Origin of the sequence: Nonomuraea rosea (assembly GCF_039539705.1) — a bacterium.
GTDB lineage: Bacteria > Actinomycetota > Actinomycetes > Streptosporangiales > Streptosporangiaceae > Nonomuraea > Nonomuraea rosea.
In genome coordinates, this window is sequence record NZ_BAABDQ010000002.1 from 586,771 (window position 1) to 606,975 (window position 20,205).

At 71.7% G+C, this 20,205-nt stretch carries 15 protein-coding genes; 5 read left to right on the plus strand and 10 right to left on the minus strand.

What is annotated here, in order from left to right; all coding sequences use genetic code 11:
* Positions 1–28: 28 nt before the first annotated feature.
* Complete coding sequence (locus ABEA43_RS06560) at positions 29–2,797, plus strand: AfsR/SARP family transcriptional regulator (RefSeq protein WP_345559850.1); 2,769 nt, start codon at positions 29–31, stop codon at positions 2,795–2,797.
* 15 nt (positions 2,798–2,812) lie between these two features.
* Here ABEA43_RS06560 and ABEA43_RS06565 read toward each other — a convergent pair whose 3' ends face one another.
* The 5 genes from ABEA43_RS06565 to ABEA43_RS06585 are packed head-to-tail and all read right to left on the minus strand — an operon-like array spanning position 2,813 to position 6,806.
* On the minus strand, positions 2,813–4,087 hold the full coding sequence (locus tag ABEA43_RS06565; protein WP_345559687.1) for a cytochrome P450: 1,275 nt from the start codon (positions 4,085–4,087) through the stop codon (positions 2,813–2,815).
* A gap of 8 nt (positions 4,088–4,095) precedes the next feature.
* The gene (locus tag ABEA43_RS06570; RefSeq protein ID WP_425570186.1) at positions 4,096–4,692 is read right to left on the minus strand and encodes a GTP-binding protein; all 597 of its coding nucleotides are present in this window, start codon (positions 4,690–4,692) and stop codon (positions 4,096–4,098) included.
* Positions 4,673–5,029, minus strand: coding sequence for a DUF742 domain-containing protein (locus ABEA43_RS06575; protein WP_345559688.1), 357 nt, complete (start codon positions 5,027–5,029; stop codon positions 4,673–4,675). Before ABEA43_RS06575 ends, ABEA43_RS06570 begins: the two co-directional genes overlap by 20 nt.
* Positions 5,029–5,445 (minus strand): roadblock/LC7 domain-containing protein, encoded by a 417-nt coding sequence (locus ABEA43_RS06580; protein WP_345559689.1) that lies wholly within the window; start codon positions 5,443–5,445, stop codon positions 5,029–5,031. The genes ABEA43_RS06575 and ABEA43_RS06580 overlap by 1 nt, the downstream gene beginning before the upstream one ends.
* Complete coding sequence (locus ABEA43_RS06585) at positions 5,442–6,806, minus strand: ATP-binding protein (protein WP_345559690.1); 1,365 nt, start codon at positions 6,804–6,806, stop codon at positions 5,442–5,444. The genes ABEA43_RS06580 and ABEA43_RS06585 overlap by 4 nt, the downstream gene beginning before the upstream one ends.
* A 230-nt stretch (positions 6,807–7,036) precedes the next feature.
* Between ABEA43_RS06585 and ABEA43_RS06590 the strand changes: the two genes are divergently transcribed.
* From ABEA43_RS06590 to ABEA43_RS06600, 3 genes are all read left to right on the plus strand, one after another.
* On the plus strand, positions 7,037–7,810 hold the full coding sequence (locus ABEA43_RS06590; protein WP_345559691.1) for a glucose 1-dehydrogenase: 774 nt from the start codon (positions 7,037–7,039) through the stop codon (positions 7,808–7,810).
* A gap of 175 nt (positions 7,811–7,985) precedes the next feature.
* Complete coding sequence (locus tag ABEA43_RS06595) at positions 7,986–8,648, plus strand: DUF2306 domain-containing protein (RefSeq protein ID WP_345559692.1); 663 nt, start codon at positions 7,986–7,988, stop codon at positions 8,646–8,648.
* 71 nt (positions 8,649–8,719) lie between these two features.
* Positions 8,720–9,457: an AfsR/SARP family transcriptional regulator gene (locus ABEA43_RS06600; protein WP_345559693.1), complete on the plus strand. Its 738-nt coding sequence runs from the start codon at positions 8,720–8,722 to the stop codon at positions 9,455–9,457.
* Positions 9,458–9,494: 37 nt separating this feature from the next.
* Here ABEA43_RS06600 and ABEA43_RS06605 read toward each other — a convergent pair whose 3' ends face one another.
* From ABEA43_RS06605 to ABEA43_RS06615, 3 genes are read right to left on the minus strand one after another with little or no spacing between them, the layout of a single operon-like run.
* Positions 9,495–11,303, minus strand: a complete 1,809-nt coding sequence (locus ABEA43_RS06605; RefSeq protein ID WP_345559694.1) for an ABC transporter ATP-binding protein — start codon at positions 11,301–11,303, stop codon at positions 9,495–9,497.
* Positions 11,300–11,818, minus strand: coding sequence for a TlpA family protein disulfide reductase (locus ABEA43_RS06610; protein ID WP_345559695.1), 519 nt, complete (start codon positions 11,816–11,818; stop codon positions 11,300–11,302). The genes ABEA43_RS06605 and ABEA43_RS06610 overlap by 4 nt, the downstream gene beginning before the upstream one ends.
* 46 nt (positions 11,819–11,864) lie before the next feature.
* Entirely contained in the window at positions 11,865–13,190 is a 1,326-nt protein-coding gene (locus tag ABEA43_RS06615) for an aspartate aminotransferase family protein (RefSeq protein WP_345559696.1), read from the minus strand.
* A 107-nt stretch (positions 13,191–13,297) separates the two neighbouring features.
* Between ABEA43_RS06615 and ABEA43_RS06620 the strand changes: the two genes are divergently transcribed.
* The gene (locus ABEA43_RS06620; RefSeq protein WP_345559697.1) at positions 13,298–14,197 is read left to right on the plus strand and encodes a LysR family transcriptional regulator; all 900 of its coding nucleotides are present in this window, start codon (positions 13,298–13,300) and stop codon (positions 14,195–14,197) included.
* Between the two features lie 120 nt (positions 14,198–14,317).
* Here ABEA43_RS06620 and ABEA43_RS06625 read toward each other — a convergent pair whose 3' ends face one another.
* Together ABEA43_RS06625 and ABEA43_RS06630 are read right to left on the minus strand one after the other, a co-directional pair.
* Positions 14,318–18,346, minus strand: coding sequence for a glycoside hydrolase family 2 TIM barrel-domain containing protein (locus ABEA43_RS06625; protein ID WP_345559698.1), 4,029 nt, complete (start codon positions 18,344–18,346; stop codon positions 14,318–14,320).
* Positions 18,346–20,166 carry a glycoside hydrolase family 2 protein gene (locus ABEA43_RS06630; RefSeq protein WP_345559699.1) on the minus strand — a complete coding sequence of 607 codons (1,821 nt, stop codon included), beginning with the start codon at positions 20,164–20,166 and terminating at the stop codon, positions 18,346–18,348. Before ABEA43_RS06630 ends, ABEA43_RS06625 begins: the two co-directional genes overlap by 1 nt.
* Positions 20,167–20,205 lie beyond the last annotated feature (39 nt).

The following is a 20,205-nucleotide window of genomic DNA, read 5'->3' on the forward strand; positions in this document are numbered from 1 at the left end:
ACCGCCCTTTCCTACGCTCCTTTCCTTGATGGAACTGAGAATCAGGCTCCTCGGGCCTTGGGAGATCGAGGCGGACGGGCAACGGGTACGACTGGCGGGCCGTCGCCGTGTCGCCGTCCTGACGCGGCTGGCGCTGGACGCCGGCCGGCCCGTCACCGCGCGGCAGCTCGTCGCCGACGTCTGGGGGCAGACCTCGACGGCCACGGCCGCCAAGCAGCTCCACATCGTGGTGTCGAAGCTGCGTGACGCGCTCACCCCCGAGATCATCGCGACCGTGCCCGGCGGCTACCTGCTGGACCTGCCCCGCGAACAGGTCGACGCGCACAGCTTCACACTGCTGGCCGGCCAGGCGCGGATGGCGCGCGATCCGGGCACGGCCGACGGGCTGTTCCGGCAGGCGCTCGCCCTGTGGCGCGGGCGCGCCCTGGCCGAGCTGGCCGACCCGTGGGCGCAGATCGAGTCGATGCGCCTGGAGGAGGAACGCCTGGCCGTCTTCGAGGACCACATCGACCTGCGGCTGGCCGCGGGGGACCACCACGCCGTGGTCACCGACCTCGCCTCGCACGTCCAGGCCCACCCTCTGCGGGAGGGGCCGCGCGCCCAGCTCATGCTGGCGCTCTACCGGGCGGCCCGGCCGTCCGAAGCGCTCGCGTCCTACCAGGAGGGCCGCCTGGTCATGGTGGAGGAGCTCGGCCTCGAACCGGGTGCGCGGCTGAGCCGGCTGCAGCGCGCGATTCTCACCAGGGATCCGGCGCTGGAGCTCGCCGCACCGGCGCAGCCCGGCGCGGTCGTCCCCGCCGAGCTGCCCGCCGACACCAGGTCGTTCACCGCCCGGCAGGACGAGGTGGGCTGGCTGCGGGAGGCGTTGCTGCGCGCGGACGTGGCCGTGGTCGACGGGCCCGGCGGCGTGGGCAAGTCGGCGCTCGCCGTCCATGTCGCGCACGCGCTGGCCGGACGGTTCCGCGACGGCGTCATCTACGTCGACCTGAACGGCGCGACGCCTGGGCTGCAGCCCCTGGCCGTGCTCGACGCCCTGGGCCACCTGCTGCGGTCGCTGGGGCTGGACGGCTCTGCCGTACCGGCCGGCCTGGAGGAGGCGATCGCCCGCTACCGGTCGCTCACCGCGGCGAGCAACCTGCTCGTCATCCTCGACAACGCGGTCGGCGCCCACCAGGTGCGGCCGCTCATCCCGGCGGGCGCGGGCTGCCGGACCGTCATCACCAGCCGCGACGCCCTGACCGCGCTCGACAACGCCCGTCACCTGCATCTGGCCGGGCTCGGCGACCGTGACGCCGTCATGCTGCTCGCCAGGATCGCCGGCCCGGGCCGCGTCCAGCGCGAGCCGGAGGCCGCCGCGAAGCTCGCCGGGCTGTGCGATGGCTTCCCCCTGGCCATCAGGGTGGCCGGCGCCCGGCTGGCGGCGCGGCCCGACTGGCGGCTGGCCGACCTCGCCGACCGCCTCGCCGACGCCACCCGGCGCCTGGACACCCTGCAGTACGCCGACCTGGCCGTCCGCGCCAGCATCGCGGTGAGCCACCGGCACCTGCGGGAGGAGCCCAGCGGCCACGACGCCGCGCACATCCTGCCGCTCCTCGGCCTGCTCGACACGCCGACCCACACCCCGGCCGCCACGGCCGCCCTGGCACACTGGCCCGAGGCACGGGCGGAGGCGGCCCTCGAACGGCTCCGCCACGCCCGGCTCCTGGAGTCCGCCGGACGCGGCCGGTATCGCTTCCACGACCTCATCCGCCTGTACGCCAGGGAGCAGGCGGCCGGCAAGCTGCCCGAGCGGGAACGCGCGGCCGCGCTCCGCCGCGGGCTGCACCATTACCTGGCCACGGTCTCCACCGCCACGCGCCGCGTGCATCCCCAGGTCCTGGAGCCGGTCTACGAGGCGGAGCAGCCCGGTCTCGCGCTGGCCGGCGCGCGGGAGGCCGGCGAATGGACCGAGGCCGAACGCGACAACCTCCTCGCCGTGACCCGTCAGGCGGCCGAGACCGCCGACCCGGGCACCGCCATCGGACTGGCGGCGGGGTTGCACATGCCGTTCAACTTCCGCGGCTGGGTCACGCACCTGGCCGACGCCCACCGGACGGCGATCGAGGTGGCCGCGCGCTGCGGGGACTGGGCCGGCCAGGCACAGGAGGAGAGCTACCTGGGCTGGGTCTACCGCGACCAGGGACGCTACGAGGAGGCGATCGACCACCTGGAACGAGCGGTGGTGTGCTGGGACAAGGCCGGCCTGCCGCACCGGAGAATCGGGGCCTTCAACAATCTCGGCATCATCCACACCATGCTGGGGCAGCTCGACCTCGCCCGAGCGAACCTGGCACGCGCCCTGGACCTCGCCGAGGAGCTGGGCGACCACTACGCCCAGGGCGCCATCCTCAACAACCGCGCGCATCTCCTCTACCGGCAGGGCCGGTTCGAGGAGGCCATCGCACAGGCGCGGGTGGCCGTCGCGGAGTGGAGCATGACCTTGTACACGGAGGGGTCGTCCCGCGCGACCCTGGCCCGCGCCTGCATGCATGCCGGACGCCGCGCCGAGGCGGCCGACATCTACCAGGTGGCGCTGACCCTGCTGCGCGACGCCGGATACCGCATCGGCTACGCCGTGACCGCCTGGTGGTCCGGCCAGAACCTGCACGCCCTGGGACGGCACGCCGAGGCCCGGCGGGACTGGCGCGACTGCTTCACGACGCTGCTGGAGACGCATCTCCTGACCCGCGCGGACGTGGCGGAGCTGCTCCAGCAGCCGGTTCCCGACATGCCGGCGCCGATCAGGAACATGCTCTAGCAGGGTGGCCGGGCGTCAGATCCGGTGGCCGGGGGTGAACTCGACCGGCAGCGCCTCCAGACTGCGCATCTGGATGGACGAGCGCCACTCCAGCGTCTCCGGCGGCACCGCCAGCACCACGTCGGGCAGCCGGTCGAGCAGCGTCTCCACCGCGATGTGCGCGATGACCTCGGCGATCTCCGGCGCGGGATGCGGGCAGCCGTGCGCGCCGTACCCGAACGACATGTGCGCGTGGTTGCCCACGGAGCCCTCGTGGAAGTCGGGGCGCACCTTCGGGTCGAGGTTGGCGGCGGCCAGACCGGAGACGAGCAGGTCGCCGGCCCTGATGCGGCGCCCGCCGACCTGGGTGTCCATGATCGGCCATCGTCCGATGGCGATCTGTCCTGGCGCCTCCTTCCACAGCACCTCGTTCAGCGCCTGGCCGACGCTGCGCCGGCCGCCGGACAGGGTCATGGCGAACCGGTCGTCGGTCAGCATGAGCTGGAGGGTGTTGCCGATCCAGGTGGCCGTCGGGTCGTGGCCCGCGGTCATGGTCAGCAACAGGTCCTGGACGAGCTCCTCGTCGGTGAGCCCCGCGGGGTGGGCGAGCAGCCGGGAGGGCAGGTCGGGGCCGGGGTTCTGGCGCTTCAGCGCGAGCAGGCCGGCCATGATGGCCTGCACCCGCTGGTAGGCCTCCATGGCGGCCGGGCCGCCGTTCAGCGTCGTGGCGACCTCGCCGACCAGGGCGCGGGTGTCGGAGTCCGGCAGGCCCAGCATCGAGCCGAGGACGAGCAGCGGGATCGGGTTCGCGTACTGCGCCATCAGGTCCGCCCGGCCCGTGCCGATGAACGTGTTGATCAGCCCTTCGGTGACCCGCTCGCAGTTCGCGCGCAGCTCGAACTGGTCGGCCGCGGCCAGCGCGTCGCTGACCGCGCCCGCCCGGCGTTCGTGGGCCGGGCCCACCTCGAACAGCATCGACGGCTGGTAGCCGACGTACGCCATGAGGGGCCAGTCGGGCGGGATGTTGTCCCACTGGTTCCAGTGGCGGGAGTCCCGGACGAACAGCTTGGGGTTGCTGAGCACGTAGCGCAGCTCGCGGTACCCGAGCACCAGCCAGCCCGGGATGTCGCCCTCCAGCAGGATCGGCACCACGGGCCCGTGCCGGCGCATCTCCTCGAATGCGGCGGCGGGATCCTGGTGGTAGGCCCGGCCGTACATGGGGAAGGCGCCTTCGAACGCGCTCAGGTCCGGCCCGTCCGGCCGCATGGCGAACCAGGAGGTGGCATCGGGGGATTGCGTGAAATCAGTCATGAGGTCACCTAGCGGGCGGAGGACAGAGCATAGAGGTGGTTGACGAGCGTGATCAGCACGGCCTTGCTGGACTCCCGCTGCCGCGCGTCGCACGCGATCAGCGGCACGTCGGGGGAGAGGTCGAGCGCGTCGCGTATCTGGTCGAGGGAGTGCGTGGTCTCGCCGAACCGGTTGTGGGCCACGATGAACGGCATCTGGTGGTGTTCGAGCCGGTCGATGGCGTACCAGGAGTCGGCCAGGCGCCGCGTGTCCACCATGACGACGGCGCCGAGCGTCCCGGTGAACAGGCGGTCCCACAGGAACCAGAACCGTTCCTGACCCGGCGCCCCGAACAGGTAGAGCACCATCTCCGCGTTCAGGGTGATCCGCCCGAAGTCGAAGGCCACCGTGGTGGTGGACTTCCGCTCCACGCCGCGCGCGTCGTCGATCCCCTCGCTCGCCTGGGTCAGCGTCTCTTCGGTGCTCAGCGGGCGGATCTCGCTGACCGACCGGACCATGGTCGTCTTCCCCACGCCGAACCCGCCGACGATCACGATCTTGAGTCCGGTGGTCGCCGAACTCGCCAGTGGAGTCCGCGCGCCCGGTTCAGAGATTTTCGAGTCCAACGAGCACCTGTCTGAGAACGTCGGGATCGGGCAGACGCGACTCGGCCGGTGCCGGACGCGGGTTCCTGGCGGTGATGCGCCCCATGTCGAGCAGGTCGCAGAGCAGTATGCGCACCACGCTGACCGGCAGCCGCAGCTCGGACGCGACCTCCACGACCGCCATCGGGCTCGTGCAGAGCCGCAGGATCCGGACATGCTCGGACTGCATGCCCGGAGTGGGGTCGCACTCGCTCACGATGAGCGTGACCACGTCGAGGCCGTCGCCGGCCACGCTGCTGCGCCCGCCGGTCACCGTGTAGAGGCGGTCCGGGTTCTCGTCCTCCAGGCGCGGCGCCATCAGGGCCGGCTGCTCGTCTGCGGCGCACGAGGTGGCGCGGTCAGGTGTTCGCCGATCTGCTCCACCAGCTCGTTCATGTTGTGGCCGATGACGCCCGGGTCGGCGTCGTCACCGGCCACCACGGCGAGGTGCGCGCCCTCTCCCGCCTCCACGATGAACAGCAGCCCGCCGTGGAACTCGGTCATGGACTGACGCAGGCCGCCCGTGCCGTCGCCGAACTCGATGGAGGCGCCGTACGACAGGCTCTGGATCCCCGAGGCGATCGCGGCGAGCTGGTCGGCGCGGTCCACGGACAACGCGGCGGTGTGGGAGAGCCGCAGCCCGTCTCGCGACAGCACCACGGCGTACCTGGCCTGCGGAGTCCTCTCCAGGAGGTTCTCGAGCAGCCAGGCGAGTTCCTGGTCCGATGTTCTCATCGAGTCTCTTCCTCACCCATCTGTCGTGCCTTGCTCGCCTGGTGGAAGGCGCTGAACTTGCTTCCGGTGTCCGAAGGCGTCCGCGTGGGCCGCGGCTCCTGCCCGGCCGCCGGCCTGGGCGGCGTCTGCGCGGACGAGGCGGCCGCGAACGTCTGCCCGCGGCGGCGGCGCGGCAGGCCGTGCAGCTCGTCGTCCGCCTCGGGGGTCACCTGCGCGGGGATCTCCTGCCTGGCCGGGGCCTGCCTGGGCGGCTGCACCGGCTGCGGCGCCGGGATGTGCTGGCTGATGAGCTGCTGCGGGATCATGACCACCACGCCGGTGCCGCCGCGGGAGGACGGGCGGAAGGAGATGGTGAGCCCGTGCTTGCGGGCCAGGCAGCCGACGACCGCCAGGCCGAGCCGGGAACCGGACAGCGTGGTGAAGTCCAGCGGCTCGGCGGATACGGCCCGTTCGGCCCGGGCCAGCGCGGCCGGGCTCATCACCAGGCCGCAGTCCTCGATCGTGATCACGACCCCCGCGGTGACCTCCTCCACGTACACGTGGACCTCTTCGGTGGGCGGGGAGAAGCTGGTGGCGTTGTCCATCAGCTCGGCGAGTGCGTGCATGACGCCCTCCGCCGCGTGCCCCGCGATCGCGAAAGTGCTGGTGGAGTGGACCCGGACCCGCTGGTACGCGCTGATCCGGCCGACCGCCCCGCGCAGGATGCTCTCCATCACGATCGGCTTGGTCCAGCGCCGTCCCGAGCGCGCCCCGGTCAGTACGGCGATGCTGTCGGCGAGCCGCCCGGCCTGGGCGGTCGTGTGGTCCAGCTTCAGCAGGTCGCCGAGGGTGATCTGGTCGTGCCGGTCCTCCATCTCCCGCAGGTCGGCCAGCATGCTCGTGGCCAGGGCCTGTACCCGGCCGGCGGCGCTGGCGCAGGCGGAGGTCGTGGCGGCGCGGATGCGCCCTTCCCTGCTGACCTCGCTGACGAAGGAGTACAGGACCTGCTGCTGGGCCTTGCTTGCCGGCCGGGGGACCTTCGTGAGGACCGACTCCGCCGACACCCCCTTGCGGACGAGCTGAACCGTTCCCGGGATCACCTCGCCGGCCAGCCTGGTGAGCTCGGCGTCGCCGACGGCGAGCCGGCCCCGCAACTGCCGGATCTGCTGCCTGCTCGACGCCGCGAACGTGATCGCACCGCACACCAGGACGGCCGCGCCGCCGAGGGCCCAGGCCAGGAAGATCTGCGCGGAGATCGGGGCGGTGAGTACGGCCGTCAGCGCCGCGACCCCCGTGATGACGGCTGTGGCCGCCAGGACGACCAGGGGTTCGCCCAGCCGCGGGTGTGCCGCGCGATGGCGAGTACGTACCGGTGCTGACATCTTGAGTTCCTCGTCGGCGAGTAGATCACGGTCACCGCGAACGCGACGGGGCCGGACGCGTAGCGACGGACCTGTTCCGCCCGACCTCCATGATCGCGGGGCGAGTAACACCGGATCTTACGATATTTCACTGCCTGTGGTCAGTAGGTTGCACACAATCTCGACATATTGATCATCTCCCAGTACGGTGCCACTTTCTGTCCTTAGGCAATCTTGGGAGTCGCTCTCACATGGCTGGTTCTCTCCTTGACGGCAGAGCGGCGCTGATCACGGGCGCGGCGTCGGGCATCGGAGCCGCGACGGCGCTGGTCTTCGCCCGGCACGGAGCCAAGGTCGTGGTCGCCGACATCAACGAGGAAGGCGGCCGGCGCACGGTCGCCGAGGTGGAGGCCGCGGGCGGAGAGGCCGCGTTCGTGTGGGCGGACGTACGGCGGGCCGACGCCGTCAGGGACATGGTCGCCTTCACCGTGGACCGGTTCGGCCGCCTGGACTGCGCGGTCAACAACGCCGGCGTGGACACCGCGGGCGACGGCCGCTTCCACGAGGTCAGCGAGGAGTCCTGGGACGCCTCGTTCGAGGTCAACCTCAAGGGCGTCTGGTGGTGCATGAAGTACGAGCTCGCCCAGATGCTGGAGCAGGGCTCGGGCTCGATCGTCAACGTGGCCTCGGTGGCCGGGCTGGTCGGCATCGAGGCGCCGCTCGTCTCGCCGTACATCGCCGCCAAGCACGGCGTGGTCGGCCTGACCAAGGCGGCCGCCCTGGAGTACGCCACCTCGGGAATCCGGGTGAACGCCGTGTGCCCGGGCGCGGTGCGCACGCAGATGGTGGACGACCTCATCGCGCAGGGCATCATGACGCTGGAGCAGACGGCGGCCTACCACCCGCTCGGGCGGTACGCCAACCCGCCGGAGATCGGCGAGGCGATCGCCTGGCTCAGCTCGGACTCCGCGTCCTTCGTCACCGGCCTGCCGATGGCGGTGGACGGCGCCATGACGGCCCGCTGACAGAGAGGGGCCGCGCGGCCCGGCAGGACGACGCGCGGGTCCGTGTACGCGGATTCGCGTAGTCGGGATGTCGCCCCAGGGCTGATGCCAGGACGCCCATCGCGACGCAGGATGAGCAGGCCGTGAACCCCGGCGATGCGCCCCGCGTCGCGACGTCCTGCCCTGCGAGGAACCCATGACCAACCACCGAGGCGGACCGGCCAGAGCCCGCCGGGCCTGGCTGCTGCTGATCCTCGCGACCGTGTTCGGCGCCGTGCTCGTCAGCCCCTACCTGCTGTTCGACATCGACGACAGCCGGCTCGACGTAGGCGGCGGGGCGCACTACTACCTGCTCGTCGCGCACGTCTTCACGGCGCTGGTCGCGCTCGTGCTCGGCCCGCTCCAATTCGTCCCCTCGATCCGGGCGCGCAGGCGGGCGCACCGGGCCATCGGCCGGTCCTACCTCCTGGCCGGGGTGCTGCCCGCCGCGCTGACCGGGATACCGGTGGCGTTGCTCTCCGGACGCCTCATCACCCAGGTCGGGCTGGTGATCCCCGCCGTCCTGTGGCTCGTCACCGGCTGGCTCGCCGTCCGGGCCGCCCGGCGCCGCGACTTCGCCCGGCACCGGGAATGGATGATGCGCAACTACGCGCTCACCTTCCTCGCCGTCAGCTCCCGCATCCTGGTGCCGCTGATCCTGCTGGCCCAGATCCCGTTCAGCGACACGGTGAACGCGGGCTCGATCGCCGCAAGCGCACAGGACACGATCCCGATCGGGCAGGCACTCGGGTGGGTCGTCAATCTCGTCGTGGTGGAGATCATGATCAGACGATCCACGAGGACGCCTCTCGTCCGATGACCTCCGCGCCCCCGGAGGCTTGTATACCCGGGACATACCGCGAGGCAGCAGACTGCCGGGCGGAGGCGAACGTGGAGTTCAAAATGCTGGGGCCGCTGGACGTGACCGGCTCAGGGAAGAAGATCACGATCGGGGCGGCCAAGCAGCAGGCGATTCTGGCCGTGCTGCTCTTACGGCCTGCCCAGGTGGTCACCATCGATCACCTCATGGCCGAGCTGTGGGGCGAAGAGTCCCCCGCCACGGCGAAGACGAGCCTGCAGACCTACGTCTACCGCCTGCGGCGCGCCCTGGCGCCGCTGGAGGTGTGCCTGGAGACCTGCGGCGCGGGTTACCGGCTCACCGTTCCCGACGAGGCCGTGGATCTCCGGGTGTTCGAGTCATCCGTCGCGGAGGTGAGCTCGGCCCTGGCCCAGGGGCGCTTCCCGGCGGCGGCCGGGAGGCTGCGGGACGCGCTGTCGATGTGGCGCGGGCCGCTGCTGGCCGGGGTGGAGACCGAGTCGGTCCGCCTGGAACGCCAGCGGCTGGACGAGGTACGCCTCAACGCGCAGGAGCTGTGCCTGGAGGCGGAGCTCGGCCTCGGCCTGCACTGCCAGGCGCTGCCCGACCTGCGGAGACTGGTGGACGCCCACCCGTTCAGGGAAAGCCTCTGGGCGAAGCTGATGACCGCTCTGGCCGCCTCCGGCCGCCGCGCCGAGGCCCTCGCCGCCTACCGCCGGGTCCACGGCATCCTGACCGCGGAGCTGGGCATCGAGCCCGACGGCGACCTGCGGCGGCTGCACGAGCGGATCCTGTGCGGATCCCGCATGTGAGGGCCGACCGACGCGACCGCGGCGGCGATGATCCAGATCATGAGGCTGCGGCCGCGTGGTCCTGGTATCCGGTGGCCTGCATACGGAACAACCGGGCGTAACCGCCGTCCAGCGCCATGAGCTGGCCGTGGGTGCCGGCCTCGGCGATCACTCCGCCGCTCAGCACGATGATCAGGTCCGCGTCGCGGACGGTGTTGAGCCGATGGGAGATGAGCAGGCTGGTACGGCCGTCGCGCTGCCCGCGGGTGCGGGCGTGCATGTCGGCTTCGGCCTCCGGATCGAGGCCGGCGCTGGGCTCGTCGAGGATCACCAGGTCCCGGTGGCCGCGGAACATCGACCGGGCCAGAGCCGTACGCTGCCACTGCCCGCCGGACAGCACGACCCCGGTCGACGGGTCGGTCTTGTCCTCCTCGCTGAGGAACATGCGCGTGAGCAACGTGTCGTAGCCCTGCGGAAGGCCGCTCAGCACCCCTTCGATCCCGGCCTGGTCGGCGGCCCTGCGGATCCTGCCCAGGTCGTCGCGCGCCGCGGTGAAGCCGATGGCCACGTTGTCGCGGGCGGACATGTCGTACTGCATGTGGTCCTGGAAGACCCCGGTGATCCGGTGCCGCAGCTCGTCGGGGTGGACGTCGCGGATGTCCACCCCGTCCCAGGAGATCGAGCCGTGCTGCGGGTCGTAGAACCGGCACAGCAGTTTCACCAGCGTGCTCTTGCCCGCGCCGTTGAGACCGACGACGGCCACGTCCGCCCCGGCCGGGACGAAGAGGTTCAGCCCGCGCAGGATCCACGGGTGATCGTCGCTGTAGCGGAACCAGACGTCGCTGAACCGGATGCCGTGCTGCAGCCGCGGCATGGGGCTCGGCTCCGCGGGGATCGGCAGGTCGGGACCGGCACGCGTGACCGCGACGTAGTGATCGAACATGAGCAGGTTCTGGTGCAGGCCCGCGATGCCGGCGATCAGGCCGCTGAGGCCGCCCTGCACCGCCGCGATCGCGGCGATCAGCAGCGAGATGTCCCCGACGGTCATCGCGCCGGACCCGGCCCCGACCACCGCCCAGATCAGCCCGCCGCCCGCCACGACGGCGCCCATCAGGGACAACGCGCCCTCGGCTGACAGCTCTTTGAGATCCATCCGCCGGTGGGCCGCATTGGCGGAGCGCAGCTCCGTCATCATCCTGGTGTGCAGGAAACGCCCGGCGTTGAAGAGCCGGATCTCCTTGGCCGCCTCGACCGAGGCCAGCAGCTCGCCGAAGAAGATCTGGCGGCGCTCGGCCGGGCCGATGTCCCACATCATCGACGCCCTGCGGTGGGAGAGCCGTAACTGCGCCACGAGCGCGGGGGCCCCGGCGGCGAGCACGACCCCGGTGAGGACCGGGCTGATCACCGCCAGCGAGCCGATCATCCCGATCAGGGTGACGGCCGACCGCGCGGTGCCGAGGATCCCGGTGACGATGCCCTGGCCCATCGACAGGCTCTGTTGCGCCAGCCGCAGCCGATCGTGGAAGGCGGGGTCCTCGAACCTGCGTAACCCGGCGAACCGCAGCGTCGCGGTGAAGAGCTGGTCGGTGGTCCTGGTGGTGAAGGCCCGGCCCATCTGGGACCCGAGGAACAGGCTGACGTGCGGCAGCACGGCGAGGGCCAGTCCCGTCGCGGCCAGCCCGATCGCCAGGCTCGTGAGGCTGGCCGCCGAGCCCTGGCCCGTCAGCCCGTCCACGAGCAGCTTGGTCAGCCAGGTGGCCGCGATCGGCACGACCGCCTCGATGAGCATGATCAGCGCGTACCCGCCGGTGAGACCTGGCGCGGTGCGGAAGGCGATCCCCACGGCCGTACGCGCGGAGGTGATCATCTGCTGGTCGGAAGCGGGTCGGGAAGATCGTGGCTCAGCACGGTGCGGTCGGGGCCCAGCACGTACACGGTGGGGAAGCCGTCGGCCTTGAGAGCCCGCTGCAGCGGGCCCGACGGCTCCTCCACCACCACGCGGGCCACCTCCCGCAGGCGCGCCACGTCGTCGCCGGCCTCCTCGGCGGTGTCGCTGACGACGACCGCGAGCGCGTCACCGGGATCCAGCCGGGCACGTTCGATGAACTGCGGGAGGAGCTCCTGGCAGGGCGGGCACGTCGGGGAGAAGAACCCGATGAGCGCGTGCCCGCTCAGCAGGTCCTGACTGATCGGCTCGCCGTCGACGGTCGTGGCCGCGAAAGACGGCAGGCTCGCACCGATCGGCAGGCCGTCCGAGATCGTCAATGGGGCGCTCTGCCGGGTGGCCATCTTGCGGAGCCGCCGGATGACGCCCAGGAGGAGCAGCATGTTCAGCACCGTGAGAACGGCGAGCACGGCGACGGCCGCGATCAGGTAAGTCACGAGCGACCATGATTCGCCGGTGCCCTAGCCGCTTGTTAGCGCGCCGCTAGCGCCCGGTCCGCCCGATGACGGCGGCGGTGTCGAGCACGGCTTTGAGCGACGCTTCGAGGATGTCCACGCCGGTGTGCAGCTCGTCGTCGGCGATCGTGAGCGGCGGGGCGATGCGGAAGATGCCTCCCATGCCGGGGAGCTGGACGATGTTCATGTGCAGACCTCGTTCGAGACAGGCCGAGGTGACCGCGTGGCCCAGCGCGTCGGCGGGCGCCTTGCTCTTCTTGTCCGTCACGAGCTCGACCCCTTGGAGCAGGCCGCGGCCGCGGACGTCCCCGACGACCTCGTACCTGTCGCGCAGCGCCAGCAGCCGGTCGGCGAGCTGGGCGCCCAGCCGGGCGGCGCGCTTGACGAGGCCTTCGCGCTCGATGACGTCGAGGACCGTCAGCGCGACGGCGGCCGCCAGCGGGTCGGAGACGTGCGTGGTGTAGAAGAGGAACCCCCGGTCGTGGCAGACCTGCTCGATCTCGGCGGTCGTGACGACGGCCGCCACCGGCAACCCGGCGCCGAGCGTCTTCGACAACGTCAGGATGTCCGGGGTGACCCCGTCGCGGTCGAACGCGTACATGGTCCCGGTGCGGCCGAGGCCGGTCTGCGCCTCGTCGAGGATGAGCAGCATCCCGCGCTCGACGCACATCTCCTTGAGGCGGCGCAGATACCCGGGCGGCAGGTCGATGATCCCGCCCGAGGACAGGATGGGCTCGACGAGGCAGGCGGCGAGACTCCCGGCGGACTGCTGATCGACCAGGGCGAAGCCGAAGTCGAGCTCGGCCTCCCAGTCGTGTGACCCGTCGGAGGAGCGGAACGGCGAGCGGTAGGCGTTCGGCGCGGGCAGCGCGAGGTTCCCCGGCACCGGCGGGCCGTAGCCGCGCCGCCCGGCCGAGAAGGTCGCGGAGGCCGCCCCTTGGGTCATGCCGTGCCACGAGCGGTCGAAGGAGACGATCTCGTAGCGGCCGGTGGCGAGCTTGGCCATCTTGATCGCGGCCTCGTTCGCCTCGGCCCCGGTGGTGAGCAGCAGCATCTTGCCCAGCTCGGGCGGGAGGGTCGCGGTGAGCCGGTCGGCGAGCTCCAGCAGCGGAGCGCTGAGCATGCCGCTGTAGAGGTGGTCCAGGGACGCGACCGCGGCCGAGACCGTGGCCACGATGTCCGGGTGCGCATGGCCGAGGATGGCACTCATCTGCCCCGAGGTGAAGTCGAGGATCGGCGTGCCCTGGCGATCGAAGACATGCGCGCCGGAGGCGCGTTCGATCACCCGCGGGGTGAAGCCGACTCCGTAGCGGATCAGGAGCCGGTCCGCCTCGTCCCAGAACGTGGTGTCCATCGCCAACCCTTTCTGAACGTCCTTTGATGCCATCTTCGATCGCGGCATTCGTCGTAACAAGCAAACAAATACGGCTGACCGTTCGGCATTGCCTTACTGTTGGCGCCATGCTCAACCCGCGACGTCTCGCGATCCTGCGCGCGGTCCTGGCCGCCGGGTCGATCAACAAGGCGGCACGAAACCTCAGCTACGCGCCCGCGACGATCAGTCAGCACATGAGTGCTCTGGCGAAGGAGACCGGGCTGATCCTGTTCGAGAAGCAGGGCCGCGGCATCGGCCCCACCGATGCCGCACGGCATCTGGCCGATCAGGCCGCGCCGCTCCTCGCCGACTTCGGCCGCCTCGAACGCGTCGTCGCGGACCTCCGGGGCGGTCAGGCGCAGCATCTGGCGATCGCCTGCTTCGCCTCCGCGGCCGAGCGGTGGATACCCGAGGTCGTGCGGACCGTTCGGCGGCACCAGCCGAACCTGACCGTCGAGATCAGCCTCAACGAGCCCGTCGACGGGCGGGGCCGCCGGCAACCGGACCTCGACCTCAGGACCGAGCCCGTCAACGGCGCCGACGTGCACCTCGACGGCTACCAGCGGCACGAGCTCATCGTCGAGGAGCTCGTCGCCGTCCTCCCCGTCGCGCACCCGCTCGCCGGCGCCGGCGAGCTCACTCTCCGGGACCTCGAACCCGAACCCTGGATCGATCACGACATCTACGACAGCCCGATCGGGCAGATCATCGTGACCGCCTGCCGGGCCGCCGGATTCACGCCGCGTCATGCGGCCCGCCTGGACGATCACCGGGCGGCGTTGCGGCTGGTGGCGTCGGGCATCGGGGTCACCGTCCTGCCGCGCCTGGCCGTCGCGGAGCTCCCCGGCGGACTCGTCGTCAAGCCCCTGGTCCGTCCCGCCGTCCTGCGGCGCATCGTCGTCCACTCCCGCCAGGACCGGCGCCGCGGCGACCTCATCGCCCGCGCGGTGGCGCAGCTGCACGACAGCGCCCGCGAGAGCGCGTAGCGGATCCGGCCTTGCAGAAAGCCGGGGTGGCGGCAATGGCTGCCGCCACCCCGGCCGCCGACGGCTGCCACCACCCCGACCGGCGACGGCTGCCGTCACCCCGGTCGGTGCGAGCCGCGTTCAGCGGGGGTCGCTGCGTCCTTCGAGGCGGCCGATCGCCTGGGTTCCGGCGTTGCCACGCAGGCCGGCGGCGTAGTGCCAGCCGTCCAGCGCACCCGGCCGGGTGAAGTCGATCCGGCCCTGGGTCGTGTTCGTCATGACCTGGGACCAGCCCCAGCCGTGCCCGTGGTCGATCCAGACGCTGATCGCGTTGCCGTCGAGCACGAACGCCCAGCGATCACCGGGCTCCAGAGGGGCCGTGGCACAGCAGGCGCTGGTGAGCTTGCCGTCGATCCTGATGTCGATGCCGTGCTGACCCTTGATCCCGGTCCAGGCCAGGACGTAGTTGCGCGCGTCCTTGACCAGCCCGTTGAACATCGCGTCCTGCCCCTTCCCGGTGCCGGCCCACTTGCCGTGGTCGACGATCACCGCCGCCCGGGAGCTCGCCGGCCCGGAGCCGTGGGCGACCAGCCCGAAGTAGGCGCCCGGCCCGGTCGCCTGCAGGCTGCCCGCGCCGAAGGCCAGCTGCGGCAACGCCTCGTCCGCCGACGGCCGGTGGACCGAGTAGCCGGCGCTGGAGTCGGTGTCGAAGGTGTCGTCCACCCCGGCCTCGGGGTAGGCCGTGGGGTCGAACGCCACCGTCACGGTGCTGATCGCCTGGATCGCGTGGCCGTCCCAGCTCGCGGTGGCGGTGAAGCTCGCGGTCTGGCCGGTCCGGACGGCCGATTCGGACCGTACGGTGAACGCGAGGTGGCGGGCCTCGCCGGGCCGCAGGGAGCCGATCACGCCCGGCTCGGCGGCGGTCGCGGTCCAGCCCGTCGGGGCCGCCAGCCGTACCTGGATATTTCTCGCCGTTTTCGCGGTGTCGTTGACGACCGAGACAATCGTCGTCCCGGCGCCGTTCGCGGGGGAGATCGCGGCCGGAGCCTGGTACACCGAGAGGCGGGAGTCGACGGCCTGGAAGCGCGGACGTTCGTCGGGCACGGAGACCCGGCCGCCGACCAGCGCGGGCGGTGTGCCGTGGCGGCCCGAGCGGGTGCCGAAGATCGACAGCCCGCCGCCGTCGGAGGCGAAGCGCAGCGTGACGGTGTCCGCGCCGCCGAGCTGTTTCGCGCTGATCGGGAGGCCGACGCGGTAGCCGTAGCGGTTGCCGAAGTCGCCTGCGAGGGAGCCGCGTGACCGGCCGGCCAGCGCCGTCGGGCCGTGGGGATCGTCGGGCAGCTCGACCGCCGGCAGCGGGCTGCCGTTGACGGACACGGTGAGGCGGGCGGGGTAGCGGCGCGCGGTGGTCACGTTGTTGGGGTCGTACCAGCCCCTTGCCTGGGCGGTGGCGACCTCCGCGACCAGGGTCGCGGAGGTCGCCCGGCCCGTGCGGACCTCCTCCGGCACCTGGACCTCGTACTCGAAGTAGCCACGGCCCTGGCCGGTGACCCAGTCGGAGCCGCCGGTGCTCCGGGCCTGAGCCCCGCCCGTCCACGCCTGCGCGGTCACGTCGCCGGGGGAGAAGCCGGCTTCGCCGTCCGGGGCCGGGGTGTCGAAGGTGAGGTAGCTCTCGGCGGCGGTCCTGCCGCCGGCCTCGACCCAGATCCACAGGTACCCGGCCCGCAGACCGGCGGGTGCGATGACCGACACGGTGCCGGCGTCGGTGACGGTGTACCGGGACGGGCTGACCGGCCGCGCGCCGCCGCCGCCGGCGTCGGCGACCCAGCGGCCCTGGTCGTCGTACCCGCCGATCTTCCACCGGAGCGTGGCCCCGGAGAGGTCGGCGTCGCTGAAGTGGCTGATCCTGACCGGGACCTCGATCGTGGCTCCGCGGCCGACGGTGCGCGCCGACGTGCCCATGAGGGAGACCGCGTCGTCACCCTGGAACAGGTCGATGCCGCGGGGCTTGCCGCGATGGTCCACGAACTCCGGCTCGTTCGGCTGCCGGTCGAAGGTGACCGGGCTCTGGACCTCCTGCTCGGTCTCGGCCAGCTGCACGCCGACATAGCCGTTGAGCTTGGGATAGGCGCGGAAGAGGCTCGCCGTGTGCGGGAACTGCCCGGACCTGATGGCGAACTCGGAGTTCAGCCAGGGTTGCCCGCTCTGGGCGCCGTCGTTGAAGTTCCACGTGGAACCCGGCTTGACCTGGGCGGCGAACCCGTCCAGGAGCTTCTTCCACTCGTCATAGGCGGCCAGGTAGTAGTGGAAGTCGTTGAGGTCGGTCTGGTCGCCGAGGTGGCCGTTCTGGCAGCAGGCGGAGTTGTCGACGATCAACCTGGTCGGGTCGGTGTCGCGCGCGAGCTTGACCATCCTGCGTACGTACGGGAACGCCTCCGCCGGGATCGGCTGCTGCCACGGCTCCTCGCTGATGCCCCAGGACTCGTTGAACATCGTCCAGATCACGATCGACGGATGATTGTGATCACGCTGGAGCGTGGTGCGCAGCAGCCCCTCGAAGAGCCGCTCCGCCTCCTGGCCGAGGGAGTGCCAGCCCGCGTTGGGCAGGTCGTACCAGATCATCAGCCCGAGCTTGTCCGCCCAGTGGTAGTAGGCCGGCTCGTTGACCTTGAGATGGTTCCTGATCACGTTATACCCGAGCTGCTTGGCGTTCTTCAGGTCGAGCAGGATCGAGCCGCGGCCGGGTTCGGCCTCGGTCCCGGTGCGCAGGTCGGGGCCCGCGGTGACCCCCGTGTAGGTGTACAGGCCCCACGGGTTGTAGCCCTGGTCGAGGACGCCGCGCAGGTAGACCGGCCGGTTGTTGAGATTGACGTACTGGTATTCGTCCTGGTGGCCGGGAGCCCACTTGCGCTCGATCGTGCGCATCCCGAAGGTGGTCCTGATGCCGTCGTCGCGGCCCAGCAGGATGTCGGCGGTGTACAGGGCCGGGTCGTCCGGCTCCCACAGGCGCGGGCGCTCGATCGGGATCCGCGCCGTGCCCCGGCCGCCGGTCAGGGGCACGTCGGCGGTGCCGACGACCTTCCCGCCGGGGTCCTTCACCCTCACGGTGGCGGTCGTCGCGCCGTCCGCGGCGACGTCGATCTTCGCCGCCGCCGTGGACGGGGTGCGCGCGTCCCCCTCGAAGGTCAGCTCGGGGGTCACCTGCGTCTGGGTGAGCCGGGCGCCGGCGTACGGCTCGATCCACACCGACTGCCAGATGCCGCCGACGTCGGTGAACCAGCCGGTGTCCGCGCCGTTGGGCACGCCCGTCTGCTTGCCCATCGGGTACGGGGAGCCGGGCGTCGTCGGCGGCGCGACCACCCGGATCGTCACCGTGTGGGCAGAGCCGGGAGCCAGCGCGCCCAGCCCGGCGCTGATCTCGGTGTAGCCGTCCCCGGAGTAGGGCAGCACCGGCTTGCCGTCGAGCCAGACCGCCGCGCCCCAGTCGGCGGCCCCGATCCGGAGCCGCGCCTGACCGGCGAAGTCCTTCGGGACGGTGAAGGAGCGCCGGTACCAGACCGTGCCGCGATACCCGGAGTAGGCGCTGCGGAAGATCTCCTTGGTCGCCAGCTCCTCCTCGCCCCAGGCGGCCAGCGACTGGTAGCCGAACGGCACCCGGATCGCCTTGCCGAACCGGTGAAGGGGGTCGAACCACCGCTCGCGCTCCCCGGCGTCGCCCGGGTCGAAGTCGAACGACCAGGTGCCGTTCAGTGACATCCAGGCGCCGCCGGTGAACGGGCGCCGATCGGCGTCCGGACGCGGATACTCCGCCCGCGCCGGATCGGTGTCCCGGTCGAGCTTGAGGGTGAGCGACGTTCCCGTGGTCGCCGACGCGAAGGCGTACCCCTCCTTGGCCGCGATCACGAGGGCGCTGCTGTCCGGCACGCCGGTCAGGACGAAGGCGCCGTTCTTCGCGGTCGTGGCGGAGACCTCGGTCCGCGAGGCGTGCACGCCGGCCCCCTCGATCGGTGCGCCGCTGCGGGCGTCCACCACCCGGCCCCGGACCTCGATCGTCTTCGCCGGGGCGGGACCCGCGAGAGCCGGGTCCGCGAGGGCCGGGGCGGACAGCAGCGCCCCGGCGGTGATCAACGCGATGGCGAACGCGCGACGCTGCCTGTCCCCGGCTAACATCAGTCCACCGCCGAGCCGGGTGAGGACTGCTCGATGGCGGCCGGACGCTGTTGCGCCGCGCGGATCCGCGAGACGTCCAGCTTGTCCGTGCGGTCGAAGCGATAGATGCCGTTCTGCTCCTGGAAGACGTCGGTGAGCTGGGTGTAGCAGTAGCCGAACATCCGGGGGTCGTCCAGCAGGACCCCGACCAGCCCGGCGAAGCGCTCCTGCAGCTCCTCCTCCGTCTCCGGACGTTCGCCGTAGCCCCAGGAGCTCTCCCCGGGACGCGCGTCCGGGTTCCACCAGATGCCGCCGAACTCGCTGCAGAAGTACGGCTGCCCGCGATAGGGCACCGACCATTCCGTGCCGCCGGGATCGGCGTTGACGAAGGGCGTCCCGTCGGCCAGGCCCGCCATCAGCTTGCCGAACGCCTCGGGATCCTGCTCGTAGCAGTGCGAGTCGTAGACGTCGGCGCCGGGGACCCGGTGCGCGTAGCCGGAGGCGTCGACCACCGGGCGGGTCGGGTCGGCCGCCTTCGTGGCCAGGTACATGCCCCAGGTGACGTCGTCGAGTACGGTGATCTGGTCGTGCAGCCGTTGCCAGGTCTCGTTGAGCGGGCACCAGCCGACGATGGACGGGTGGGAGTAGTCGCGCTCGACCGCTTCCAGCCACTGGGTCACGAACGTCGCGGTCGGCTGCTGGTTGTGCCCGGCCGGCCCGCCGACGTTGGCTCCCCAGTCCCCGAACTCGCCCCACACCAGGAAACCCGCCTGGTCGGCGTGGTACAGGTACCGCTCCTCGAACACCTTCTGGTGCAGCCGGGCGCCGTTGAACCCCGCCGCCATGGCCAGCTCGATGTCGTGGCGCAGGGCCTCGTCCGTGGGCGCGGTCATCAGGCCGTCGGGATAGTAGCCCTGGTCGAGCACGAGCCGCTGGAAGCACACCTCGCCGTTGAGCAGGATGGCGGGCCCGTCGATGGCGAGCGAGCGGAGCCCGGCGTAGCTCGTGGCGGTGTCGACCACGGCGCCGCCGCCGTCGAGCAGGTCGATGCGCAGGTCGTAGAGGTGCGGGTCCTCGGGGGACCAGAGACGTACCCGGTCCTCCGGGAGCGGCAGCCACACGTCGGCGGCGAGGTCGAGGTCGGCGCGGGCGTCCGTCCGCGTGACGACGCCGGCCTGGTCCGAGACCGTCACCCGGACCCGGTGCCCGGCGCGGTTGGCCGACACCGGCACGGTGACCCGCAACGCGGACGCCGCGACGTTCGGCGTGATCCGCGGCCGGCCGAGGTGCGTGTCGGGCACGGGCTCGCACCACACCGTCTGCCAGATGCCGGTGGTGCGTCCGTAGAGAGCGCCGGTGCCGTGGAAGGCGGTCGCCTGCTTGCCCCGCGCCTGGGGACCGCCGCGGGGGTCGCGGGCGCGTACGACCACGGTGTACGCGTGCGCCGGGTCCGCGCCGGCTGTCAGATCGACGGTGAACGGGGTGAACCCGCCCCGGTGCCGGCCGGCCTCGGCGCCGTCCACCCACACCGTGGTGTCGTGGTCCACCGCCTGGAAGTGCAGCAGCACCCGCTGCCCGGCCCAGTCCGCCGGCACCCGCACGGTACGGCGGTACCAGACGGCCGGATGGTAGTCCGGGTCGCCGATGCCGGACAGCGCGGACTCCGGGCAGAACGGCACGACGATCTCGCCGGTCAGGTCCCGGTCGAGCAAGCCGCGCTCCAGCCCGGAATCGCCGGGATCCCGCTCGAACTGCCAGGCTCCGTTCAGGCACTCCCACGCGGTCCTGACGAACTGCGGACGCGGGTACTCAGGACGGGGGACAGCCGTGGTCTCAGCCACAATGCTCACTTTCTCAAAGGGGGACGTGCTCGTAGGGAC